Annotated in this window: 22 protein-coding genes, 1 other RNA gene and 1 pseudogene; 18 read left to right on the plus strand and 6 right to left on the minus strand. The window is 35.6% G+C overall.

Features of this window, described 5'->3' with window-relative positions; genetic code table 11:
• Nucleotides 1-41: 41 nt before the first annotated feature.
• From AN161_RS04080 to ssrA, 11 genes are all read left to right on the plus strand, one after another.
• On the plus strand, nt 42-1,142 hold the full coding sequence (locus AN161_RS04080) for a sugar diacid recognition domain-containing protein (RefSeq protein WP_053593107.1): 1,101 nt from the start codon (nt 42-44) through the stop codon (nt 1,140-1,142).
• A gap of 184 nt (nt 1,143-1,326) precedes the next feature.
• A complete protein-coding gene (locus tag AN161_RS04085; protein WP_053593108.1) occupies nt 1,327-2,352 on the plus strand; it encodes a DctP family TRAP transporter solute-binding subunit in 1,026 nt (341 codons plus the stop codon).
• A 10-nt stretch (nt 2,353-2,362) separates the two neighbouring features.
• On the plus strand, nt 2,363-2,860 hold the full coding sequence (locus AN161_RS04090) for a TRAP transporter small permease (RefSeq protein ID WP_053593109.1): 498 nt from the start codon (nt 2,363-2,365) through the stop codon (nt 2,858-2,860).
• On the plus strand, nt 2,857-4,182 hold the full coding sequence (locus AN161_RS04095; protein WP_053593110.1) for a TRAP transporter large permease: 1,326 nt from the start codon (nt 2,857-2,859) through the stop codon (nt 4,180-4,182). Before AN161_RS04090 ends, AN161_RS04095 begins: the two co-directional genes overlap by 4 nt.
• A 17-nt stretch (nt 4,183-4,199) precedes the next feature.
• Complete coding sequence (locus tag AN161_RS04100; protein ID WP_053593111.1) at nt 4,200-4,946, plus strand: SDR family NAD(P)-dependent oxidoreductase; 747 nt, start codon at nt 4,200-4,202, stop codon at nt 4,944-4,946.
• The gene (locus AN161_RS04105) at nt 4,939-5,415 is read left to right on the plus strand and encodes a PPC domain-containing DNA-binding protein (RefSeq protein ID WP_053593112.1); all 477 of its coding nucleotides are present in this window, start codon (nt 4,939-4,941) and stop codon (nt 5,413-5,415) included. The genes AN161_RS04100 and AN161_RS04105 overlap by 8 nt, the downstream gene beginning before the upstream one ends.
• Before the next feature lie 11 nt (nt 5,416-5,426).
• Complete coding sequence (locus tag AN161_RS04110) at nt 5,427-6,908, plus strand: AMP-binding protein (protein WP_053593113.1); 1,482 nt, start codon at nt 5,427-5,429, stop codon at nt 6,906-6,908.
• Entirely contained in the window at nt 6,905-8,038 is a 1,134-nt protein-coding gene (locus tag AN161_RS04115) for a beta-ketoacyl synthase N-terminal-like domain-containing protein (RefSeq protein WP_053593114.1), read from the plus strand. Before AN161_RS04110 ends, AN161_RS04115 begins: the two co-directional genes overlap by 4 nt.
• Nucleotides 8,039-8,041: 3 nt before the next feature.
• Nucleotides 8,042-8,350 carry an OB-fold domain-containing protein gene (locus AN161_RS04120; RefSeq protein WP_053593115.1) on the plus strand — a complete coding sequence of 103 codons (309 nt, stop codon included), beginning with the start codon at nt 8,042-8,044 and terminating at the stop codon, nt 8,348-8,350.
• Between the two features lie 274 nt (nt 8,351-8,624).
• Complete coding sequence (locus tag AN161_RS04125) at nt 8,625-9,539, plus strand: DMT family transporter (RefSeq protein ID WP_053593116.1); 915 nt, start codon at nt 8,625-8,627, stop codon at nt 9,537-9,539.
• A gap of 213 nt (nt 9,540-9,752) precedes the next feature.
• Nucleotides 9,753-10,108: a transfer-messenger RNA gene (gene ssrA / locus AN161_RS27315) on the plus strand.
• A 132-nt stretch (nt 10,109-10,240) separates the two neighbouring features.
• Here the strand turns inward: ssrA and AN161_RS04130 are convergent.
• Complete coding sequence (locus AN161_RS04130; protein ID WP_053593117.1) at nt 10,241-11,377, minus strand: site-specific integrase; 1,137 nt, start codon at nt 11,375-11,377, stop codon at nt 10,241-10,243.
• 245 nt (nt 11,378-11,622) lie between these two features.
• On the opposite strand from AN161_RS04130, the gene AN161_RS04135 reads away from it, so the two are divergent.
• A complete protein-coding gene (locus tag AN161_RS04135) occupies nt 11,623-11,985 on the plus strand; it encodes a cyclic-phosphate processing receiver domain-containing protein (protein WP_241774499.1) in 363 nt (120 codons plus the stop codon).
• 385 nt (nt 11,986-12,370) lie between these two features.
• Here the strand turns inward: AN161_RS04135 and AN161_RS04140 are convergent.
• The 3 genes and pseudogenes from AN161_RS04140 to AN161_RS29415 all read right to left on the minus strand — a co-directional run bounded on the left by AN161_RS04140 (nt 12,371) and on the right by AN161_RS29415 (nt 14,839).
• Nucleotides 12,371-13,926: pseudogene (locus AN161_RS04140) on the minus strand (IS3 family transposase).
• Between the two features lie 61 nt (nt 13,927-13,987).
• A complete protein-coding gene (locus tag AN161_RS04150) occupies nt 13,988-14,614 on the minus strand; it encodes a site-specific integrase (protein WP_053593121.1) in 627 nt (208 codons plus the stop codon).
• A 51-nt stretch (nt 14,615-14,665) separates the two neighbouring features.
• A complete protein-coding gene (locus AN161_RS29415; protein ID WP_158002967.1) occupies nt 14,666-14,839 on the minus strand; it encodes a hypothetical protein in 174 nt (57 codons plus the stop codon).
• Nucleotides 14,840-15,804: 965 nt separating this feature from the next.
• Between AN161_RS29415 and AN161_RS04155 the strand changes: the two genes are divergently transcribed.
• From AN161_RS04155 to AN161_RS04175, 6 genes are all read left to right on the plus strand, one after another.
• Nucleotides 15,805-16,401 (plus strand): hypothetical protein, encoded by a 597-nt coding sequence (locus AN161_RS04155; protein ID WP_053593122.1) that lies wholly within the window; start codon nt 15,805-15,807, stop codon nt 16,399-16,401.
• Nucleotides 16,402-16,476: 75 nt separating this feature from the next.
• Nucleotides 16,477-16,599, plus strand: a complete 123-nt coding sequence (locus AN161_RS30930; protein WP_016994791.1) for a hypothetical protein — start codon at nt 16,477-16,479, stop codon at nt 16,597-16,599.
• A 596-nt stretch (nt 16,600-17,195) separates the two neighbouring features.
• On the plus strand, nt 17,196-17,537 hold the full coding sequence (locus AN161_RS04160; protein WP_053593123.1) for a hypothetical protein: 342 nt from the start codon (nt 17,196-17,198) through the stop codon (nt 17,535-17,537).
• A gap of 165 nt (nt 17,538-17,702) precedes the next feature.
• Nucleotides 17,703-17,984, plus strand: a complete 282-nt coding sequence (locus AN161_RS04165) for a hypothetical protein (RefSeq protein WP_053593124.1) — start codon at nt 17,703-17,705, stop codon at nt 17,982-17,984.
• An 832-nt stretch (nt 17,985-18,816) separates the two neighbouring features.
• A complete protein-coding gene (locus tag AN161_RS04170) occupies nt 18,817-19,380 on the plus strand; it encodes a recombinase family protein (RefSeq protein ID WP_053593125.1) in 564 nt (187 codons plus the stop codon).
• 94 nt (nt 19,381-19,474) lie between these two features.
• The gene (locus tag AN161_RS04175) at nt 19,475-22,030 is read left to right on the plus strand and encodes a DEAD/DEAH box helicase (protein WP_053593126.1); all 2,556 of its coding nucleotides are present in this window, start codon (nt 19,475-19,477) and stop codon (nt 22,028-22,030) included.
• A gap of 333 nt (nt 22,031-22,363) precedes the next feature.
• Here the strand turns inward: AN161_RS04175 and AN161_RS04180 are convergent, their stop codons facing one another.
• Together AN161_RS04180 and AN161_RS04185 are read right to left on the minus strand one after the other, a co-directional pair.
• A complete protein-coding gene (locus tag AN161_RS04180; protein ID WP_053593127.1) occupies nt 22,364-23,515 on the minus strand; it encodes a tyrosine-type recombinase/integrase in 1,152 nt (383 codons plus the stop codon).
• A gap of 34 nt (nt 23,516-23,549) precedes the next feature.
• Nucleotides 23,550-23,918, minus strand: coding sequence for a helix-turn-helix domain-containing protein (locus AN161_RS04185; protein ID WP_053593128.1), 369 nt, complete (start codon nt 23,916-23,918; stop codon nt 23,550-23,552).
• Nucleotides 23,919-23,995 lie beyond the last annotated feature (77 nt).

Here is a 23,995-nt window from a genome sequence, read left to right on the forward strand (position 1 = left end):
TCAATATTATTAGTATATTATTCTGCTATGGAGGTGGCACAATGTTTAATTTGCAAATAATTGGAACCAAGATTGTTAGAGAGCTTGGTGAATTGATTGACCAAAATGTTGTTGTAATCGATCATAATGGATTTATTATCGCAAGCACGGACATGTCTAGGGTGAACCAATTTCATGAGGGTGCATTAATAGCCATGAAGAACAAAGAAGTAATGCATATGACAAAGGAGCTTTCAACACAATTAAAAGGTGTGCTTGAAGGAATGGTTATGCCGCTAATTATCGAAGACACGCCAATTGGAGTAATTGGGGTTACTGGACAACCCTTTGAAATTGAAAAATATGGGAAGCTTGTGCAGAAAATCACACAGTTTTTTGTTGAAGATTTTTTAATGCACCGTAAAAAAGAACGAGAGACAAAAATGATTGAGCTCTTCTTACTGGATTTATTAAATGGGCAGGTTAATAAATTGTTGTTAGAGCAACGAGCAGAAATGCTAAATATCGATACGGAGCTTTACAACCGAGTTATAATAATTCAATTAAATAGGAGAATTGATGAAAAGGGGATGGATTATTTGCGTGCAATTCAAATAATTCATCCTCATTTACATATTTTTCAATGGAGCTTTGATAAGCTAGTGTTGCTTGTACCAAAAGTAACTCGGATCCATTTAGAGCAAACACTTCATTCATTTAATCGTAAACTTATAAAGCTATATGATGACGATATATTTATAGGTGTCGGCAATTCACATTCCTTTTTCGAGCTAAATGAATCTTATAATGAAGCAAGTATAGCGCTAACAGTTGCTGTTGAAAATAGACAAATAGTTTTTGAGGAAGATTTAAAATTAGAATTACTATTGTCGGATCTTGATGAGCAAAAGGTAGGCAATTTTATCGGAAGGACAATTGGCTCTTTAATAAAGGAAGAGGAATTGATTTACAATTTAGAAATGTGGTTAAAAAGCAAAGGGGGGTTACAGGACATTGCCGATACACTTCATATCCATAAAAATACATTGAAATATCGCTTAAAAAAAATTGAAAAGCTTTTAAATATTGATATTAATAATAATGAAAATAAATTGGAATTAATGATTGCTATATTACTTTATCGAAAAAGAAAAAGAGTTTAAGTTTAGGAGAAAAAATTGTAATTAAATATTTAAAAAAGCTTTTTTTTGTATTGTTTTTATATGTTAGAGACAAAAATCAATAGATTATTTTGTTTTTTTTATCCCAAAAGAATATATATTTAGATTTTTCGGAATTATAGAATAATTATTAAGTCTAACAGAGAAAGAGTAGGGGGGATATGTTTTGAGGAAATTTTTAAAAGGGAAAAATCTTCTTTTTGCAGTGCTCTTGATTGTTTCAGTGATACTAGCTGCCTGTGGTGGAAGCAGTGGTGGAGGTGCTGATGGTAAAGAAAAGTCATATAAATTAAAAATGTCGGTCACTGTATCAGATTCATCAACTTGGTATGAGGCAGCCAAAAAATTGGCAGATGATATGGATAAAGAAACAGATGGTCGCATTAAAATTGAAGTTTTCACGAATGAACAATTATCTGGTGGAGATTCAGGAAAGGCTGTCGAGAGCTTAGCAAAAGGTTCAATCGATTTAACTTTTAACTCTACCATTATTTACTCGATTTTAGATCAACGTTTTGGTGTCACAAGTGCGCCGTTTTTACTTAAGGATCATGCTGAAGTAGATAAAGTGTTTAATGGGGAAGGTGGAGAAAAGCTTAAAGGACTTTTAGCTGAAAAGGGCATACAGGCTTTAGGGTATGGTGAAAATGGTTTCCGTCAAATAACAAACAGTAAGCGTGAAATTAAACTACCAAAAGACTTAAACGGATTAAAGATTCGTATTCCTGGTATTACAATGTACACAGATTTATATCGTTCATTAGGAACAGACCCAACAACAATGACATTCTCAGAAGTGTTTACAGCGTTACAGCAAGGTACAATTGATGGTCAAGAAAACCCAATTGATGTCATTGCTTCGTCAAAGTTAGAGGAAGTACAAGATTACTTAACATTATGGAACTACTCATATGACCCATTAGTGTTAGGTATGAACAAAAAACTATATGATTCTTTAAGCGATGTAGATCGTGAACTATTCGACCGTTTAGGGAAAGAGGCAGCTGCTTATCAAATAAAAATTGCGCGCGAAAAAGAGGCGTCACAAATTGAGAATTTAAAAGCAAAAGGAATGAATATTTATACGCCAACAGAAGCAGAATTGGAAGCATTTAAACAAGTAGTTCAACCTATTTATGATAAATATACTGATATTTGGGGAGAAGATTTACTGAAAGCGTTTACACCATAGGAGGGATAATATGAAGTTTTTAGACTACTTTGAAGAGATTATATTAAGCATTACATTTGCAGCGATTACATTTATTACATTTGTAAACATTGTTTCTCGCAATGTAGTCAATTTATCCCTTTCTTTTACAGAAGAAATCACAGTTAATTTGTTAGTATTACTGACATTTGTTGGTACAGCCCAAGGTGTGCGTAGATACGCACACCTTGGTTTTACCTTATTGTTTGATAAAGGGAATAAGCTGACAAAAAAGGCGATTGTAATTATTTCATCGGTAGCAAGTGGTGTATTGTTTGCAGTATTACTTTATTACGGTATTGATATGGTATTGTTCCAAATGCAGATTAATCAAACGACACCAGCATTAGGGATGCCACAGTGGATTTTATCTTCTGCATTACCGCTAGGCGCTTTACTGTGCTTAATTCGTACAGTTCAAGCGATGGTGGAAGAATATAAAGCGGTGAATAATGACGGCGATGGATCGAAAGGGGATGAGCTAAAATGACAGCACTATTACTTTTTGGCTCCTTTATATTGCTTGTATTTTTAAGAGTACCAATCGCTGCTTCTTTAGCGGTAGCTTCAATGATTGTACTATTTACAATACAAGGGCTATCAGGGTTTGAAGCATTAACAGATATTATGTATACGAGTGTTGCGAAGTTTACATTATTAGCGATTCCATTCTTTATTTTAGCAGGTGTAATTATGGACCATATCGGAATCTCTAAACGCTTAATTGACTTTGCTCAAACATTGGTAGGACATCGTAAAGGTGGCATTGTACTTGTAACTGTATTAGTAGCGATTTTCTTTGCTGCTATTTCAGGCTCTGGTCCCGCTACAGTTGCTGCAATTGGAGGTATTTTAATTCCGGCAATGGTGAAAAATGGCTATCGCAAAGAAACTGCTGGAGGATTAGTAGCGAGTGCTGGGGCGATAGGGATTATTATTCCACCATCGATTGCCTTCATTATATTTGCAGTAGTAGCAGGAGATCAAATCCCCATTACGATTAATCGTCTATTTATGGCAGGGGTTATACCAGGTATTTTAGTAGGTATCAGTTTATTTATCGCTGGGATGTATGTTCGCAAACGCGACATTAAAAAGGGTATTTTTAACGACTCTATGGAAGCAGCTATGCGAAAAAGCACAGGAAAAGAACGGTGGGATGCATTTATTAAAGCGCTTCCAGGATTAATGATTCCAGTAATTATTTTAGGTGGTATTTACGGAGGCATTTTCACACCAACAGAAGCAGCAGTTATTGCTGTTGTATATGGACTAGTTGTAGGTCTGTTCATTCATCGAAAGGGCTACATAAAAATGATGTATCGTATTTTTATTGAATCAGCGTTACAAACAGCTGTTGTTATGATTATCGTAAGTGCGGCTTCTGTCTTTGCCTATATTGTAACAACAGAGCAAATTGCATCTACTATTTCAAATACAGTTTTAGGTTTAACAGATAATAAAATAATTATTTTACTACTTATAAATATTATTTTATTAATTGCGGGTGCGTTTATCGACGCCATTTCAGCGTTTTATATTTTCGTACCGATTTTACTTCCGATTATGTTAATGCTAGATGTAGATCCAGCTGTATTTGGGGTATTTATGACGATTAACTTAGCAATCGGCTTATTTACACCACCTGTTGGCTTAAATTTATATGTTGCAGCCAGTATGTCAAAGGCCAATATCATCCAAATTTCAAAAGGAGTCGTACCATTTATTGTTGCTTCGATTATTGTCTTATTACTTGTAACGTATATACCTTCTCTATCAACATTTTTACCAGATTTATTAAATATTAAGTAGCAAAGGGGAAAATTATTATGACATTAAAAGATGATGTAGCGATTGTTACAGGAGCGGCAAGTGGTATTGGACAGGCAGTCGCAGTACAGCTTTCAAAGCAAGGGGTACATGTTGTTTTAGTTGATTTAAATTCATGTGAGGAGACAATTGAAAAACTAGTACATGATAGGTATTTAGAGTGCTTAGGAGATATTCGAGATGCTGAATTTATAAAAGCAACAGTCAACCGCACAGTTGAAAAATATGGAGAGATTCATATTTTGGTGAACAATGCTGGTACATGTAGTCGTAAAAATATTGAAACGATGACATTTGAGGACTGGTCACGGGATCTTGATACGAACTTAAAAGCAACATTTATGTTTACGCAAGCATGTGTTTACCCTCATATGAAGGATGCGCAATATGGTCGTATTATTAATATTAGCTCAGTATCAGGTTTAAACGGTGGTGTGACATCTGGTGAGGATGGTACAGGTCGATCAGGCCCAGCATATGCAGCATCAAAAGGGGGTGTAATCGCCCTTACAAAATGGGTAGCCAAAGAGCTAGGACCATTAAATATTACTTGTAACTCCGTGGCACCAGGCGCAACATTAACAGGTATTACAACGGGGGTTCCATACAATTTGGATCAACAGGTTATTAAGCGTATCGGCACACCTGATGATATTGCAAGTGCTGTCCTATACTTTGCATCTAGGGAGGCTGGTTATGCGACTGCTCAGGTGTTGAAGGTAGATGGGGGGATTAGTATTGGATAATTCTAGGTGGCAGGCTTTATATGACCGTCCTACGGATAGAATTATCGGGAGATTGAAAGCAGGAACGGATTTATTTACTGGGATTAAAGAGGTTTGCTACTACTTTGGTGTGAAGGGAGGGCAATTTCAGTGTTTGGGATCCTTGAAGCAGGCTACGTATGTCCAAGTTCAGAGAGGCGAAAAGAAAGGGACCATTGTTTATTCACCGAAGAGGCAAACTATATCTCCGGTAGAACTTATTTCTGGTTTAGGCTTTATTGGGATAGATTTAGAAACGAATGATTTAGATATTCATTTCCACGGATCTTTTGTTGATTGTGATCAAAATTTTTCTGGTGGTCATTTTCTTGAAGGAGAAAACGAAATCGCCATTACAGTCGAATTCATACTCTATCCATTAAAAGAGGCCATACCGAAAAGACGTAAGGATGATCAATTCGGCGTTCTAATTTTTCATTTTGAAGAGTAGGAGGAAGATAGATGAGTACAATCGGCCAATTAGCACTGAAATCAGCTCACGCGTACCCAGATAAAATAGCAGTTAAATTTAAAGAACGCACTATTTCCTATGCCCAATTAATTGAGCGTGCATATGCACTAACAGCCTATTTTAAAAGTCTTAACTTACAAAAAGGAGAGCGCGTAGGTATTTTAATGTCAAATCGATTAGAGCATATTGAGCTTGATGTAGCCGTTTCTCTATATGGCCTTATTAAAGTGCCTCTTAACTACCGTTTGCATCCGAAAGAACATGATTATCAAATGAAGGATTCAGGTATGAGCCTGATTGTTGGTGAAAAGTCATTAATCGATCAATTGCAAATTGATTTCCCCATCCTTTATTGCGGAGAACCGTATGAGCAAGTGTTTAATCAATTTAAAGGGCAGGCTCATGAAAATGAAGTAGATGAGAATGATACGATGGCTATTATGTACACTTCGGGAACGACAGGCAATCCGAAGGGAGTCATGCTGTCACACCGTAATATGGTAAGTGGAGCACTTTCATTAGCAATGGCATGTGAGGTCGACTATAAGGATATGCTCGGTCATGTTGCACCATTAACGCATGGGGCAAACTTCTTAAGTCATGTGGCATGGCTCTTTGGCTTAACACAAGTCGTATACGATAAATTTGAGCCAGAGCAATTTGTTCATTTATTAGAGCAGGACGGTATTTCAATAATTTTCCTAGTACCAACGATGGTCAACTTAATGATTCAGCACGAGCATTTCATTCCGCAAAAGCTTAATACCATTAAATCTATTAATATGGCAGGCTCACCCATTGCTGCTGCAAAGTTGCAAGAGGCATTAGACAAAGTAGGCACAAAATTTGTTGAAACATATGGTCAAGTAGAAGGACCGATGTGCATTTCTATAATGCCACGCGAGGATTTACCCTCTCGCCTTGATTCGTGTGGTAGAGTCGGACCATTTGTTGATGTGAAAATCGTTGATGCTGAAGGCAATGAATGCCCAGTAGGAGAAATTGGTGAAATTACGGCAAAGGGTCCACTTATTATGCAGGGTTATTGGAATAATGAAAAGGCAACAGCAGAAACATTGCGTGACGGTTGGCTTCATACAGGCGATTTAGGCAGACTAGATGAGCGTGGCTACCTATATATCGTTGACCGAAAAAAGGAGGTCATTATTTCAGGTGGCGTGAATATTTACCCTCGTGAAGTAGAGGAAGTGTTGAACAAACATGAATTCGTCAAGGAAACATGTGTTATTGGTATTCCGGATGAGCAATGGGGCGAATCCATCGTCGCATATGTAGTGCCAAACGGACGTGGAGCAATTGAAAAGGATGCATTGATCAAGCTTTGCCAAAATCATTTAGCGAGCTTTAAAAAGCCGAAAGAAATTTATGTAGTTGAGGCGCTACCGAAAAGCTCCTACGGGAAAATTTTAAAACGCGAGCTAGTAAAACAGCATATGGAGGTGACACAATGACGGTATACGTTCATAGTGTAAGTATGACGAAGTTCGGAAACAGTGAAAATGCTTCATTAAAGGATTTAATGCTCGCTGCTAGTCGAGATGCGCTAGATGAGGCAAGAGAGTTAAAAATGGATGCTGTTTTTGTTGGTAACTATATGGGAGGGAGCTTAGCCAATCAAGAGATTCTAGGCGCGATTGTAGCAAATGACTTGGGGCTCGGTCATATTCCAACGGCCAAATTAGAGGGTGCCTGTGCTTCAGGCGGTATCGCATTACGCCAAGGAATTCTAAGCATTTTAAGCGGCGAATATGAAAGCGTTTTAGTTGTCGGTGTTGAAAAGATGAAGCATGCACCGACTGCCACAGTAACACAATTTATTAACTCTGCGATGGATCAAACGACAAACGAACGCTATGCAGGTCTAACTTTCCCAGGATTTTTTGGCGTTGTAGCGAATCGCTATTTCTATGAAACAGGTGCAAATAAATCCCATTTGGCGAAATTAGCCTTAAAAAACCGTGAAAATGCTCTGCAAAATCCACTTGCACAATTCCAAAAATCAGCAACGCTTGAAGAAATCATGAATGCACGCATTATTACAGATCCACTTGGCTTATTCGATTGTTCACCAATAACGGATGGGGCAGCAGCGGTTGTTTTATCTCGTAAGCCATCTGATATTAAAATATTAGCCTCAGCACAGGCTTCAGGACCTACGATGATGCAGGATGCTATCGATTTATTATCATTACCAGCGATACGTATATCCGGGCAGCAAGCCTATGAAAAGGCAGGGGTTGGTCCTGAAGATATTGATGTCGTCGAAATTCACGATTGCTTCTCAATTTCTGAAATGCTTGCCATTGAAGAGCTCGGTTTTTTCCCGAAATTAGAAGGCTGGTTAGCCATTGAGCAAGGAAAAACACAAGTGAACGGAGAAAAGCCTGTCAATACAAGCGGCGGCCTTTTGTCAAGAGGACACCCTATTGGCGCAACAGGTGTGGCGCAGTTTTACCAATTAGTGCACCAATTGCGCGGACATGCACCAAACCAGCTAGAAAAACGACCAAAGTTAGCACTTGCACAAAATTTAGGTGGCACTGGTTCTTATTCGGTTGTCCACATTTTAGAAAGGGTGTAGCAGATGAAGGTTTATGAATGCTGTGGTGTTGAGTCAGTTAGGAAAAAAGTGTATTGCAGCACCTGCCGCCAAGAAATCAAAAACGAACGAGAAGTTCCAGATGAGGGAACAGTTTATAGTTATTCGGTCATCCATATTGCACCAGCTGAATATACCCATTTGGCACCGTATACTGTGGCGCTAGTACAGCTAAAGAATTCTACAGCAAAACTAACGGTACGCATTCATGAAAATGTACAAATTGGTGATTTCGTACAGCTTGATCAAATTGTAGATGGAACATACATTTATCAAAAGAGTAGCACTGCTTAAAGGAGAGGTATGGAGTATGGTAGGCTGTTAGGAAAGCTATATCTTTCCCGACAGCCTACTTTCGTATGAAAGGCTTATGAAGTATTTAAGCAAATAGCTTTTGGAAATATAAGGAAGTTTGTTCCGGTAGCTTCAGAAAAAATCTTCTAAAAGCCTAGCCTGTTTTCCCAACAGCTCTCCCGAAAAAATATTTTATAAAAAGGTGAGAAATAAGACGCTAGTTTATTTATGGATATTTTCCACCTTTCGATTGAATAAAACAAGAGGTGATGACTTGGCAAATGCAAAGGTTTATTCCATTTTAGTATTTGTTATGTTTCTTTGGGGTATGAATGTTACATGGTTGAAAGTAATTGTTTCCAATGGCGATCCATTAACAATGCAAACTGCCCGTATTTTTCTAGCAGGTATTACGATTTTTATTATTTTAAAGCTAACGAAGCAGCAGTTATATGTAAAAGAAATGCCATTTAAGTACATATTAATTGGTTGCTTTTTCGGCGTCATTTGTCATCATGTTTTTTTAGCATATGGTATTGTTCGAACAACTGCTATGAAAACAGCTATTATTAGTGGCTTAAGCCCGCTTTTCACGGCCCTTATTGCAGTTATATTTAAAGACACTATTATGACGAAAACAAAATTACTCGGCTTTACACTTGGGGGAATTGGCGTACTATTCGCAGTTGTAGATGACATTACCGAGCTGACAAATCTACAGCTAGGTGATTTTCTCGTGTTTATGTCATTCTTTTTGCAGGCCTTTAGCTTTATCGCAATTCGAAAAGCAACTGAAATAATTTCTCCCATGCTGATGACAGGCTGGATGCTTCTAATTGGCTCATCAGTATTATTAATTTTCACATTTGCTACAAGCATCAAAAGCTACGGAGCATTTTTATCCTTCAGCCCGCTCATATGGCTTGTATTTTTCATGTCAGCTATTTTAGCTACTTCTATTGGACACACACTGTATAATTTATGTATAAAGCAAATTGGTGCAGCAGAATCCGCTATTTTTGTTAATTTCAATACCGTATTCGCATTAATTGGGGCGGCATTATTTTTACATGAAAGCATTACACTTCAGCAATTTTTAGGCAGTTTGGTTATTATCGCAGGCGTAATTATTGGCACAAGCAATTTAGAAGAAAGACTTCTTCAAAGGAAACAAAATCGCGATAATTAGAGTTTTAGAAAAAGAGGGTGGCACTACTCTTCTTAGCCTCTATGCTAAAGTTTTAGAGGGTGATATAACTTATTCAGTGTCTCTACTTGATGTTTTAAACTCTTTATTTTATAATAATACTACATGCCAGTGAGCATCTACTCATACGATGTTCATTTTACAACCTGCATTTAGCAGGCTTGCCCGTATACGGTTTATGACCGGATTATATCCGGGGACGTTACGGATTCGACAGGGATGGTTCAAGCTTTGGTCGCGCGTCGGAGGTCTCGGCTCCGTCAACAACGGAAGTTATATAATAACTGGCAAACAACAAAACTTAGCTTTCGCAGCGTAAGCTCGTAAGCGCTCTGCCTCTCTATCGCCCATGTAGAGAACGTGGGGCCCAACTTTAGTGGGATACGGTCGATGGTGCCACCTGAGTCACCGACAAGAGATTTCCAGGTTAGCGTACAGGACGCCTGTTTGTCGGCATAATGTTACGTGAATCGTAAATAGGCAAACTACACGCGTAGAAGCTGAAGTATTGGAGTTTCTGGACGCGGGTTCGACTCCCGCCGTCTCCATAATTGAATTTTCTAGAGTTGTCTAGAGTGATCAAAACCCTTGTATATCAAGGGTTTTTTCTATTTTTAATGTACTGAGTTTTCTGGGATTTTCAGCAGAAACTGGCTATAAATCTGGTCACTTTTGGGTCAAGTTTATGAGTTTAAGTACGCCACAAATTTATTAATTGTATCGTTTTTTGCACGCTTTGATAGGTGCGTATATATGTTGAGCGTTGTTTGCACATCTGTGTGACCTAATCGTTCTTGTACTTCTTTGACACTTGCACCTGCTTCGAAAAGTAAAGAGCAATGCACATGACGAAATGAGTGAACATGTGTATAGGGCAAGCCGTAAGTGTCGATGATTTTCATGAGCCATTTTCTAGGAACCGTTTGTTGCAATAAGTCATTTTGTTCGTTTGTAAACACTAATTGACTTTTGTCATTCGCATTTGGAAATTTATCTTGCTGAATCCTTTTCCATTCAGATAAGATGCTGCATGTTTCATCATCGATTAAAAGCTGGCGTATCGTATCAGTTTTCGTTGATTTGATATAGAGCTTGTTATTTTTACCTCTTGAAAGAGCTTTTGTTATGAGCAGTTCCTTTGTATCGAAATTTAAATCCGCCCAGGTTAATGCAAGTGCCTCCCCTTTACGGATGCCTGAAAAAGCAAGCAGGTAGAAAAATGCGGTTATTTGAGCGTTACCATATTGCTTTAAGCATTGAAGAAAGTTAATTAGCTGCTCCTTTGAATAGTAGTTGACCTCGCTATCTAATACAGCAGAAGCTTTGATTTTTGGAAGATCCACTAGCTTGAAAGGATTAGAGCTGATGTACTCACGCTTAATAGCAAAATCAATTACTTTAGATGCGTAAGTTTTAACCATTCGAAATCTTTTTAGTTTCAAGGAACAGTCATCAACAAAGCTTTGGCAGATTGCTACACTCAATTTCTCAATTCGGTAGTGACCTAATGCAGGGAGAATATGATTCCTGAAAATTCCTAGTGTTTTGACAAAGGTACTTTCTTCAACCGTTCTTTCGTAGTGCTGAATCCAGACATTATATATATCCTCGTAAGTTTCTGTTTTAGGTTTCTTAAATTCCCCTTTACTAACTTCGACTCTTAATTGAGCTAAGGCAAGATTAGCCTCTTTTTTTGTTTGAAAGCCGCGTCTAGTAACATGAATTTGTTTGCCTGTTTCGCTATCCATCCCTAAATAAAGCTTAAACATGTAGTAGATTTTGCCATCTTTTTTTGTATATGATTTAATAGGGTCTTTCATTAAAGTGCCTCCTAGAACCATACAGGGAAACTAGGGGTACAGTTAATGCTGCGATTAACTATATTGTAAGTATAGCGTATAAAAAATGGTTTCCCAATAAATCAGCTACCTTTATTTTGGTAGCATTTAATGTTGAAATAATGATGATAGCAAAAAGGCTATTTGTAATTAGTGGTTGTATATTTGCAAAATCCTTTATTACACTACACAATTGAAACAAACGATGCATTAAGGATGTGATGATTTTGGGTACACAAAAGATAAATCTTTATGTTGATGATTTAAGAGATTGTCCGAGTGGTTTTGTTGTGGCAAGAACGTTTCAAGAAGCAATTCTTCTACTTGAAAATCACGAAGTAGATATACTTTCTCTTGACCATGATTTGGGAGAGGATTTACAAGGTAATCTATTGCCAACGGGTTATGACTTAGTAAAATATATTTGTGAAAAAGGGTTACGGGCAAACAAAATATATATTCATACGGACAACCCTGTTGGTAGAGAGAATATGTATCAAACGTTGCATGGGGCAAAGCGAAGAGGCTTCATTGATTCAGATATTGAAATTTATCACTATTCCATAACTGAAAATAAATATACTAAATGAAGTTATACTAAACAATTCGTAAAAGTTATTGCGTGCTCAATAGCAATCAAATAAGGTATTCCATTACTTATTGTGAAAACCTGTTAAAAATTGAGTAAGAACAAGTGCCAAAATACAAATGTACTTTGGCACGGATTGAGATTCAATTAACAATCATTTATACAGTTTGATTAAATGACTTTACTAATATATTTCCTAATTCAGGGATGCAATGAACGGTGTTTGTCAATATAGTTGTCGTATTTAGTTACTTTAGTATTTTGAAAGATTGGGTGAATCCCCATGTTCAGTCAAGGCTATCGCGCTGCGCTTGCTGGCCTGGCAATTAAGATTGAAAGAAAAAGCGTGCTTTCAATCTTAATCGCCAGGGAAATGGGGACTAATGTCACTGCTTCAGTTTGTCCTCATCTCGCATTGGATTGAGTGCTACTTGTTCAGTCGGTGCCCAATTTCTTGTACCTCGTGCCCAACGCTCCGGATGTTTCTCCTTCGCAGCCTCGTACACGTCTTTGCGCTTTTCTAATAGGGCTATGTGTTCGCCCGTATGACATTGTACAGGTGTTACAAAATTCAGCCCACTATGCAGGTGGATCTCGTTGTACCAATGGACAAATTGTTGTGCCCATTGTCTTGTTTTTTCAATTGTTTCAAAACCTTTGTGTGGGAAATCCGGTCGATACTTGAGTGTCCGAAACATCGCCTCTGAGTAAGGATTATCGTTACTTACACGTGGTCTTGAAAACGAACTTTGGATGCCCAACTTCTCCAGTAAACCTAGAAAGGTCGAGGCTTTCATTGGACTCCCATTGTCGGAATGTAATACTAGTGGTTCTCCCAGAATTTTTTCACTGATCACTGCTTTTTTTACGAGTGTTTCGGCGTGTTTTGCCTCTTCTGTTTCCCATACTTCCCAGCCGACTATCTTTCTACTAAACAAGTCGAGAATTAAATAGAGTCGATAATATAAACCTTTCACTGGTCCTCCGAGCCAAGTGATATCCCATGTCCACACTTGATTTGGCGCTGTTGCCAGATGGCTTTCCGGGATTCTTCGCTCAGGCTTTTGGCTACGTCCTCGGTGATGCTGCATCTTTTCTTCACGTAATACACGATAAAATGTCGATTCTGACGCAATGTAAGTTCCTTTGTCCGCAAGTCTAGGCACAATTTGCGTAGGTGGGCAATCCGCATATTCTGCTTGCTTCACAATCGTTAGTATTTCCTCTTTTTCTTCTTGTGATAACTTATTTTTTGGTGTAGGACGTTTCGTAAGTGGGCGCTGATCGACCTTCACACCACCATCCGAAATCCAACGTTCATAAGTACGTACACTAATGTGTAGTTCTTGACAAGCCTCTGCTAATCGCGCACCGTTCTGATTGGCTTCTTGGATGAGTTCTATAGCTAATGCGCGATTTGATGGGCTAATCATTCGTCCTCGTCGTCCCCCCAAATCGCTTGGGCCTTTTTTCTAAGCAGTAGTAATGCAGCAGCTTCCGCAAGTGCCTTTTCCTTTTTTTGTAGCTCTTTTTCCAATTGCTTGGCACGCTTTTGTTCTTCCTTCAATGCGCCATTCAACTGTTTCGTTTGATCTGATGTTTGACCATTTGCTTGAAGGCATACATTGCGCCAAGCTTCAATTTGTTCGCGATACAACCCTTTCTTACGGCAATACTCCGCCAACTCTACCTCATTCATCGTGAACGTTTCCATCACGATTAAAAACTTGTCTTGGCTATTCCATTTATCACTGGTTTGACCATTTCCAGGCGTTGCCACACCAGCTGCACGTGCTTCTTTACGCCACTTGTACAATGTCACATCTGTAATGCCTTCTTCTTTCGCAATTTGTGCCACTGCTTCATTATTCGGTGGCATCATGCGTTTAACAATTGCTTCTTTTTGTTCTTGCGAATATCGCACTCTATTTCTTCCTGTCATATCGATCGACCTCCATGTTATTTACTTAACTATAACACTAAAGCATCCTACGACATCTATCCTAACAGAGGGGGTGAATATACATATCTATCGTTGTTGTTATATTTGTGTGACCTAAGAAGTGTTGGATAAATTTAATATCTTTTTTTTGGTAAAACATGCGAATAGCACAAGTGTGACGTAAGCCGTGAACAGAAACAAGCTTTAAGCCATGTTGAGTTTGGAATTTTTTTAACCAACGATTTAAATTAGAGTTGTTGTAAAAAGTATTTTTATTGTTTGTGAAGATAAATTGTTTATTGCCTTTATGCTCAATATTTTGCAACTTTAATTGCTCTGCTTGGAGCTCCTGCCATTTAAATAATGCTTGCAAAGTTTCATCATCAATATCAAGCGTTCTTTCATAATAGTTCTTCGTAACTTTAATATAAGGCTTATTCAATTCATCCCAACCGATGGCTTGATGAATACGGATTGTTTTGTTTTGAAGATCAATATCTTGCCATTGCAGTGCAAGAAGCTCACTTTTGCGTAAGCCTAAATTTATAAGCAAGAGAAAACTTGCGATTTTTGATATATCATTTGTTGCTTTCAACTTTTGAATAAATTCGTCCGATTCATCTGAGGTATAGATTAATTTTCCAATTTGATTTTTTGTACCTTTAACAGCTTTGTCCATTGTTGTCATTAAAGCAATCTCCTTTTGTGTTTTCTATTATTTTTTATTCTTGTACATTGGTTAAAAAGTGATTGATTTCATTTTTGGAGAATCGCTTGCTGCGACGAATTGAATTACCGTTACGCCATTGATCAATAAGCATTTTTCAAAAATTTCTTCAATGTTGTTATCAAGCGTAAATTCAAGCTTTGTTTCGATGTTTTTTTCAAGGCTTTGTGTAATTAAGTTTTTCATTTGTTTGTTCCTCCGTAATAGATAGTAAGTGTTATAAACCATGGAGCTTGCTAGAGCAGTAATACGATACTATACACACTTGCAGAAAAGAAAATTCGAAAAAAAGTGTCGTATACATCAAATCATTAGTTATGAAGTATGAAGCCTGCTGGAGCAGTAATACGACACCATATACAACTGCAGAAAAGAAAATTCGAAAAAAAGTGCCGTATATATCAAATCAGCTGTTTATAAGCTTACTAAGTCGGACAGAAGCTAGGATTAAGATAATTAAAATTGTTTACTTCTGAACATTTAAATTAGGTAGCTATGTTGTATAATTGGAAATTTTAGATTCGAAGAGAGGGGGGTATGGAGAATTGTTCGTTATGTAATTTAGAGTTCAAACAGACAAAAATATCATCTTAAGTAATGGGAATTGTATATTTCTATAATTAGATCTTGCACGCATAAATTCCATAAAGGGTGTTTAGTTGGAAGGAGCATGCATCACAGTACCTAAAGTACATAGTGAGAAAGCATTTGATTTATCGGCAGAAGAATAGAATGCAACCTATACACTTCTCTTGTTGACTTGGAATAAAGATTTATTAAACGCAGCTATAAATGATGATTTTTAACGTTAAGGAATCGGCTGTATATGCAAGATTTTATTCAAAATATGTTCCCGTGTAATTTCTTTTGAATAGCATTGAAAGCTTTGTTGTATCTAAGTTCAAACGATCCTGCATAAAAAGGTGTATTTGATTGGAATATAAAAAAACACTTAAAACATTGATGTGACAACGTTTTAAGTGTTCCTTTGTATCCCAAAACTTGCATTTGGGAACGATTTTTTGTATGGATTTGTATAAATACTATTTTTTAAAATGCTTTAACACAAAATTAATTTGTTGACACATGTGAACACATGTGTTTAAATATGATTAACACATGTGTTCACAAATTATTTAGGAGTGATGTATATGAATAAACATTATTGGCTATTAAGACCCTTACCTCATGGCACAGATCATCTTGAAAATTTTTTAAAAACTAATTTTATTGCAGTAGGCTATCCTGTAGGTGAAGATTTATCTGACTTTAGTTTTAACGATATGCGTACCATTTTAAGTAAGAACGATATGGAAGAAGGAATTGGTAATCTACATTCTTTAGTAAAGGGAATGAGTATTGGAGACGTAGTAGTTGTTCCTTCTACAAATAAAAAGGATATCTATTTTGCGGAAATTGAATCAGATTATATCTACGACAAGACAGTTGATAAAAACGTAGAAGGACTAGGCTATCCTCATCAACGTAAAGTAAAGTGGCTGTTAAATAAACAATCAATTCTTCGGTCAGAATTACCTGACGAGTTAAGAGGATCACTAAGATACCCTGGGGCTGTTGCTGATTTAACTAAACATGCCCAGTTAATCGAACAACTAATTAATGGGACAATTACAGAAGTAACAGCATTAGAAACGGATGCCATTGATGTTATTAAAGAATTATTAAATAGCAAAGATGATTCAATCCGTTTAAAAGCTGCTGAACTGGTTTTAAAGTTTAAGTTATAAAAACAACCTTCAAAATTGACCCAACCTTGTCTTAAAGAAGAATTTTAATGAAAAAGCTATACAGGAGGGACAAACATGGGCTTGAAACGTACAACAAAGAGAAAATCTACACAGCCTCACACCAAAGTAACTAATCATGGATTTGATAAAACGATTAAGAAAATTGATAAGGCGATTGCTCTGCTTGAACGAAAATAGCTCAATTAGTAAGCTTCGAAATAAAGGATAACATTTACTTACAAAACAAAGTGCCCAAAGCATCGTTTGGGTACTTTTCTTTGCTTAACGATATAAATCCTCATAAATCTGACAGAACTCCTTGTAAAACTCTCTAAAAATCAAATCTGTGAGTGCTTTTTGCATGGAGTAACCGCAACTCTCATGCCTTCGATTTAAATTAAGCATAAAAAACTACGGATGTTCTATCATCCGTAGTCACTTTCACTAAAAAGGTAAACCGCCCTCTCCCTCCAAGTTGAATAGTGGTTTACTTTTCTCGCTAATCGCCTTTGAAGCACTAATAATATACCACAAAACGAACATTCGTTTTTCTTTATTTTCTGTATTTTATATTTTCTAGTGTTGGTCGGCTGTAACTATACGTACAATTTTTCCGTTTTGTTGTCTGTACCCCAGGTAAAATAAAAAAGATTAAAAACCCTCTTTTTTTCCTATTTGTCTTGTGGAGAACGTTTAATATATTCGGCAATCTAGTTTATTTACATACCAATTGAATATCGCGATTCAAAGCATGTAGAATGATAATGCGAACACGTTATGAAAGGAGCGATTCTTTGCTAGCACAGCAAATTAAGCACGATTTAGCAGTAGCATTACAAGACGAATTCAATACACATAACCTGTACAAGCATGTGGCTCAGACGATTCGAACGCTACTTGACGCTCAGCTAGATGAAAAACAATACGTAGAATGCCATTTTAATGACTACATGGTGAAAGCTGGGGTATTAAAGCGTTACGAAAATAATGAACTCTCTATTATTGTTCTTGTATTTCGAGAAAATATTAACGGTGAAATATTGATTCAACTAAATATCGCTGGCAATTGGTTAATCTTGTACAATCAGCTTTCAAATGCAACGATTGAGATCATTGATTGGCGAAAAATAGAGTAGATGCATGAATAAATACGAAGGGCATATGCTGCTGTTTAAGTTATAGTATAAAGTTACTTTCTAAACAATTAAAAACATGTCTTATGGTGTATTAGAGAATATCGCAGTTCACCATTTTTATAATATAATAGAAGAAACATTAGATATTATGGAGGCGACTGTATTATGAAAGAAGAAACAAGAGACATGTTATCATATATTGCATCAGGCTTTTATTCGAGTATCCAACAAACCGCCAGATGCTTAGCCTACTTTTTTATCGTTTTCTATGTCCCATATATGCTTGCTGATTGGGTGATGGTAACATATGTACAGGTTGATCCGCTACAATTCATGCACGTATATGCTTATACAGTAACTCTGGCATTCCCACTAATGATGATCGTATCGCATTACATTCCAATGGAGCTAAATTTTGAAACGATGCAATTTGAGGTAGTTGACTAAATGGCTCTCAGATGAATCGAGAATTAACTTTAAAAACAAACTTATTCATCTGAATTCATCTCATGCTTATTGGTCATATAAGATCGGTAAGCTTTTTTTATGATTACATACTGCCTATCGCTTTCCTCCTTCAATTTACATGTGTATTACTCGTTCAGACATTAGTATTGTAGAATCGTGAGGTGTAAGCTGTTGGTAGGGGCAAAGCAATGATGATGGCTATACGTTTTTCAACACTTATCGTATCTGTAATTGCATTGTCATTTGCTTTTACAAAAAAAAATAAACCGCCCTCGCCCGCAAAGCTGAGTAGTGGTTTATTTTTTTACTTTTTACTCGCTAATCGCCTTTGAATCGATTCTGCTTGTTGCTAAGAATGCTTGGTGTACCACCACTAAACAGTCTTATTTATAATCAATTCACATCGAATTATAGCATGATTTTTGAATTTTCTCTATACGGTTTGAATTGAAATATTAATTTTAATGTTCTCAAGTATGTGTGATTTAGCCCTAGTAAAATGTATGTTAAGTAACATTTTTACTATGCCTTTTAAACGTGAATTATGCCCGCAAAGAATCCGTGTAAAGCCTACCAGTAAACTTGCTGTCTCGATAATCTTATCTACCAGAATGGTCTAGTATTTCGGTTGCGATATGGCTCACATTTCAATTACGAAATACATGTCTATAAAACTATCGTTTAGTAGACGATTTGAAGAAGGAGCTTAAATTAACGTTTAGGCTCTCTTTTTTTATGGAATCTGTCTATAAACTCGTCTATTATTATAAGTATATAAAACGTATAAGTTTATAGAAATGAGGGTTTAATTTTGACTAGAATTATTGGTTATTGTCGTGTGAGTACTGAAGAACAGAATTTAGATATGCAGGAACGAGCAATTCAAAATTATGCAGATCAGAAAGGATTAGAGCTTGTTTTATATGTAGAGAAAGTGTCGAGCCGTAAGAATGAGCGTACAGAATTAATCAATGCCATGAAAGCAGCTACAAAAGGTGACTTGTTCGTTGTGTATAAGCTAGACCGTTTAGCACGAAGTACAAAAGAGTTATATGAGCTAACAGACAAATTAAAAGAAAAGGAAGTAGATTTTGTATCGGTACATGATTCATTTGATACTTCAACACCAACTGGTAAAGCTATGTTTGGTATGTTAGCTGTCTTTGCAGAGTTTGAACGTGATATTATTCAGCAACGTACTAAAGCAGGATTAGAAGCTGCTCGTAAGAGAGGAAAAGTGGGTGGAAGACCTGCAATTGATGAAAAAACTAAGAAGCATGTTAGAGCATTATTTGAAGCGGGAGAAAGTGCGACTGATATCGCTAAAGAATATGGAATTGGAAGAGCGACGGTTTATAAAATTCTCAAAGAATAATTTATTAATAGACATCTCCCTAAAAATATAGGATTATCAAATAATATTGTTAAAAATTTCAATATGTAATAATATGGAATGGAGGGGTGGTTATATGAGCTTTTTTGAAAAAAGAATGAAACAATACTCAACTGTTACTAAAGAAAATAATATTAATCCTATTGATTTGTTTTATAAGGAATTAATTCAAGAAAAAGGATATAACTTTTTACGAGATACTCAGACTTATTTTTTAAATCAATGGCATGATAAAAGAGATGATAAGGATATAGTAGGTATTTTAGATACTGGTGCAGGAAAAACATTGATAGGATTACTAATGCTCTATTCTAAATTAAAGGAAGGTATAGGACCTGTAGTGTATCTGTGTGCAGATAATCAGTTAGTAGAACAAGTATGTTCTCAAGCGGCTTTGTATGGAATACCAGTTTGTACGATAATTAGAAATGAAAAGAAACGTCAAGAATTTCCTATACAATATACGAACAATGAAGCAGTACTTGTTACAACATTTGAAAGAATGTTTAATGGGGAATCTATTTTTGGAGTGAGAGATGCAGGTACTAGGGAAATTCAAAATATTGGGGCATTAGTTGTTGATGATGCACATGAATGCATTAAAAAGGCAAGAGAAAAATCAACAATAAAAATATCTCGGGAAAAAAATTACGAGTTATATAATGCTATTTTATCTTTGTTTGAAGAGGAATTAACTAAACAAGGAATTGGAGCATATAATAGTATTAAAAAAGGTGAGTCATCAGTTATTAAACAGATTCCTTATTGGGCATGGGAAAATAAGTTATCAGAAATTCAAAAATTACTTACTAGATATAATGATGAATCTAATCCGAATATATTCTTTACATATGATTTAATAATAGATGTATTAGATTTGTCTGAATGCTTAATTAGTGGAGCATGGATTGAGATTACACCTTTAAAGTTACCAACATCAAAAATTCCTTCGTTTGAATATGCTAAGCATCGTTATTTTTTATCTGCAACGCTAAACAATAGTTATGAACTGGTTAGTGAATTAGATGTAAGTTTAGATGCTGTAAATAACTTAATCGAAAGTCCTAATGCAAGTTTGGGTGAAAGGCTAATTTTAGCACCTAAACGATATCATTCAGAAATAACAGATGTTGAGATTAGAGATTTATGTATTGAATACAGTAGAGAATATAATGTAGCAGTTATTGTTCCAAGTGAAGGAAAAGCTAAATTTTGGCTTGAAATAGGTGGAGTTCTTGTAAATAAAGATAATATTTCAGAAAAAATTAATGTATTGAAAGCTACGGAAAAAGGCAATTTATTTGTTTTTTTAAATCGTTATGATGGTTTAGATTTAATAGATAATATGTGTAGGGTTTTAGTTATTGATGGGATGCCAAATAAAGAATCTTTAAAAGAACAAATTGAACCTAGATATCGTAAAAATTCTGAAATCCTAAATATGAAGAAAGCTCAAATTCTAGAACAAGGATTAGGGAGAGCAGTTAGGTCTGGAACGGACCACTGTGTATCTATTTTATTAGGTACTGATGTACTGAAATTTATAGGTGTTAACAAGAATAGGGAATTATTTAGTCCTGTTATTCAATCACAATTAGACTTTGGAATTAATTTAACTGATGATGAAAACATTAGTAAAGAACAAGCTCTATTATATATGAAGGAAGCAATGAATGAATGTTTAAGTGCATCAGATAGATGGAGACATTTCCATAAGGATTTAGTGAATGAATCCACAGAAAGTTATCAAATAACTAATTACAGCCGTTTCATAAATATTTCTGATAAGGAATTAAAAGCTATTAAGGCTGCGGAAAGAAAAGATTTACAATATGTAACTGTTAATATGAATGAATTAGTAGAAGCTTTAAAGGATTCAGATGATGAAGGATATTATACTCAGTTGTACTCACATCTACTATCTCAATTAGATGGAAATCGCTCAAGGGAAATGCAAGTTAAAGCATATGACCTTAATAATAGCCTGGTAAAACCCATTAGCTTTGTTAAGGGACGTAAAGTGAAAAAAGCTTCAAATCAAATATCGCAATTTAAAGAAAGAATATCTTTGTATGAAAAGGGGACGGATATTTGTATAGAAATTGAAAGCATAATAAATAACCTCATATATTCCCCTATGTTTGATTATAAAAAGTTTGAAGAAGCAGTAGGAATGTTAGGCGAATTTTTAGGTTTTCATTCGTCTAGACCAGAATTAGACTTTGATGATGGTCCAGATAATTTATGGAGAACAGAAAACTTTGACCTAGTAATCGAATGTAAAAATAATAGTCAAAATAATATAAGTAGAGCAGAGTCTAACCAAATGACAAATTCTATTAACTGGTATAAAGAAATATATATAGAAGATAAAAGGTTAGTACCTGTTATGTTACATAGAAGTGCTTTATTAGAGAATAATGCACATGCTAATGGAACATTTAAAGTAATTAATGCTGAAAAATTAGATATATTGAAAATGAATTTAGGTAAACTAAGTGTAGAAATGGCAGGTAAATCACCAAATACATGGTCAAATGATGAATTACATTCAATGTTGTCGAGATATCATTTTACCGAAGCAATGTTTTTAAATTATTATTTGAAGGACTTAAAAAGCATATATGCTTAAGTTTGATGATAAAGAATTTAAAATAAACTAAATCGTTGTAATAGCAGGCATTAACCGCGTACTGCATGACATCACTTCTAAGCCACCAGCAACAAGTGAGACAATTAAGGGAAGATAATTAATGAAAATGTAAAAAGCCTGGTAGAGCCTTATCTAATAAGGTTTCTACCAAGCTTTTTTATGATTAATGTATAAATAAAAGGGTAAGTTTTAAGTATTTCTATATTTATTGCGAATACCCGTTAAAAAAGAGAAAGAAAAAGTGCCAAAATACAAATATACTTTGGCACGAATTGAGATTAAACTAATAAACCTTTATGCAGTATGATTAGTTTACTCATCTAATAGAGTGTGTAATTCAGGAATACAATGAATATACGTATCTATCGTTGTTGCTATTTTTGAGTGACCTAAGAAACGTTGAATAAATTTTACATCCTTCGTTTGATAATAGATACGAGAAGCACAACTGTGACGTAAGCCATGAACTGAAACGAGCTTTAAACCATGTTGGATTTGGAATCTTTTTAACCAGGCATTTAATTTGCAGTTATTATAAAAAGTATTTTTATTGTTTGGAAAGATAAACTGCTCGCTGCCTTGATGCTCAAGATTTTGCCACTTTAATTGCTCTGCTTGATATTCCTGCCATTTTAATAATGCTTGGAAAGTTTCCTCATCAATATCAAGTGTTCTTTCCTCCGTGTTCTTCGTACTTTTAACATAGGGTTTATTCGAGTCATCTGTACCAATAGCTTGATGAATAAGAATTTTTTTGTTTTGAAGATTAATATCTTGCCATTGCAGTGCAAGAAGCTCCCCTTTGCGTAATCCTAAATTTACAAGCACGAGGAAAATTGCAATTTTTGAAATATCATCTGTTGCTTTCAGCTTTAGAATAAATACATCCAATTCATCTGGTGTATAGAACAGTTTTTCAGTTTGTTTATTACCATTCTTACGAAGTGCCATTTGTTCATTAGAACGCAATTCCTCGAGATCAACGGGATTTTTTGAAATAATTCCATAATTGACTGCATGTACTATGCATTTGTTTAATTCACTCGCTACCTTTGAAGGTCTTTTTAACTTCTTATCCCATACTTCAAATGACCGTAAAGTATCTGGGTAGGAAATATTTTTAACCTTTAAATTTCCATAGAAGGGTAGGATGTGGTTTTTGAACATACCTTTAATTTTCCCTAAAGTACTTTTTTCGATACTACTTTTTTCAAGGTATTTTTCATAGTGATTATGATAGAATTGCTCAAATGTAATATTTGAAATATCAGTTGCACTTTTTTGTAGTATTCCCGCTTGCTTTTGAGTATAAAAAGCTTTTGCTTCAGTTTTTGTTTTAAAACCACGCTTTGTAATGTCGATTTGCTTTTTCGTATAAGGATCGATCCCCCCATACATTTTCACCATATAATGAGGAACGCCTCTTTTCATATATTCTTTAACTGCTTTGTCCATTGTTGTCATTAGAAAGATCTCCTTTTGTGTTTTCCATTATTTTTTATGCTTGTACATTTTTTAAAAAGTGATTGATTTCCGTTTTGGAGAATCGCTTGCTGCGACCAATTGAATTACCTTTAAGCCCTTGATCAATAAGCTTTTGTAAACTTTTATAGGAAATTCCGATATAGTCGCAAGTTTCCTGAACGTTCAGCCACTCTTTAGCTGCATGCTCATTATGCTGTCCAATTGTTTCACCAAGTTTTTTTTCAAGGTTTTTATCAGGAGAAAATCCAAGCTTATTTCCAAGGTAAGAATCAAGCTTTGTATCAAGGATTGATTCAATGTTTTTTTTAAGGATTTTTTCAAGGCTTTGTGTAATTAAGCTTTCAATTTTTTCTTCGATTGATTTTTCAATAGTTTGTTCCATTTGTTTGTTCCTCCGTAATAGGTAATAGTGTTATTAAGCAATGAAGCCAGCAGAAGCATTAATACCCCATGCTACAA

Source organism: Lysinibacillus sp. FJAT-14222, assembly GCF_001278875.1.
GTDB classification, from domain to species: domain Bacteria; phylum Bacillota; class Bacilli; order Bacillales_A; family Planococcaceae; genus Lysinibacillus; species Lysinibacillus agricola.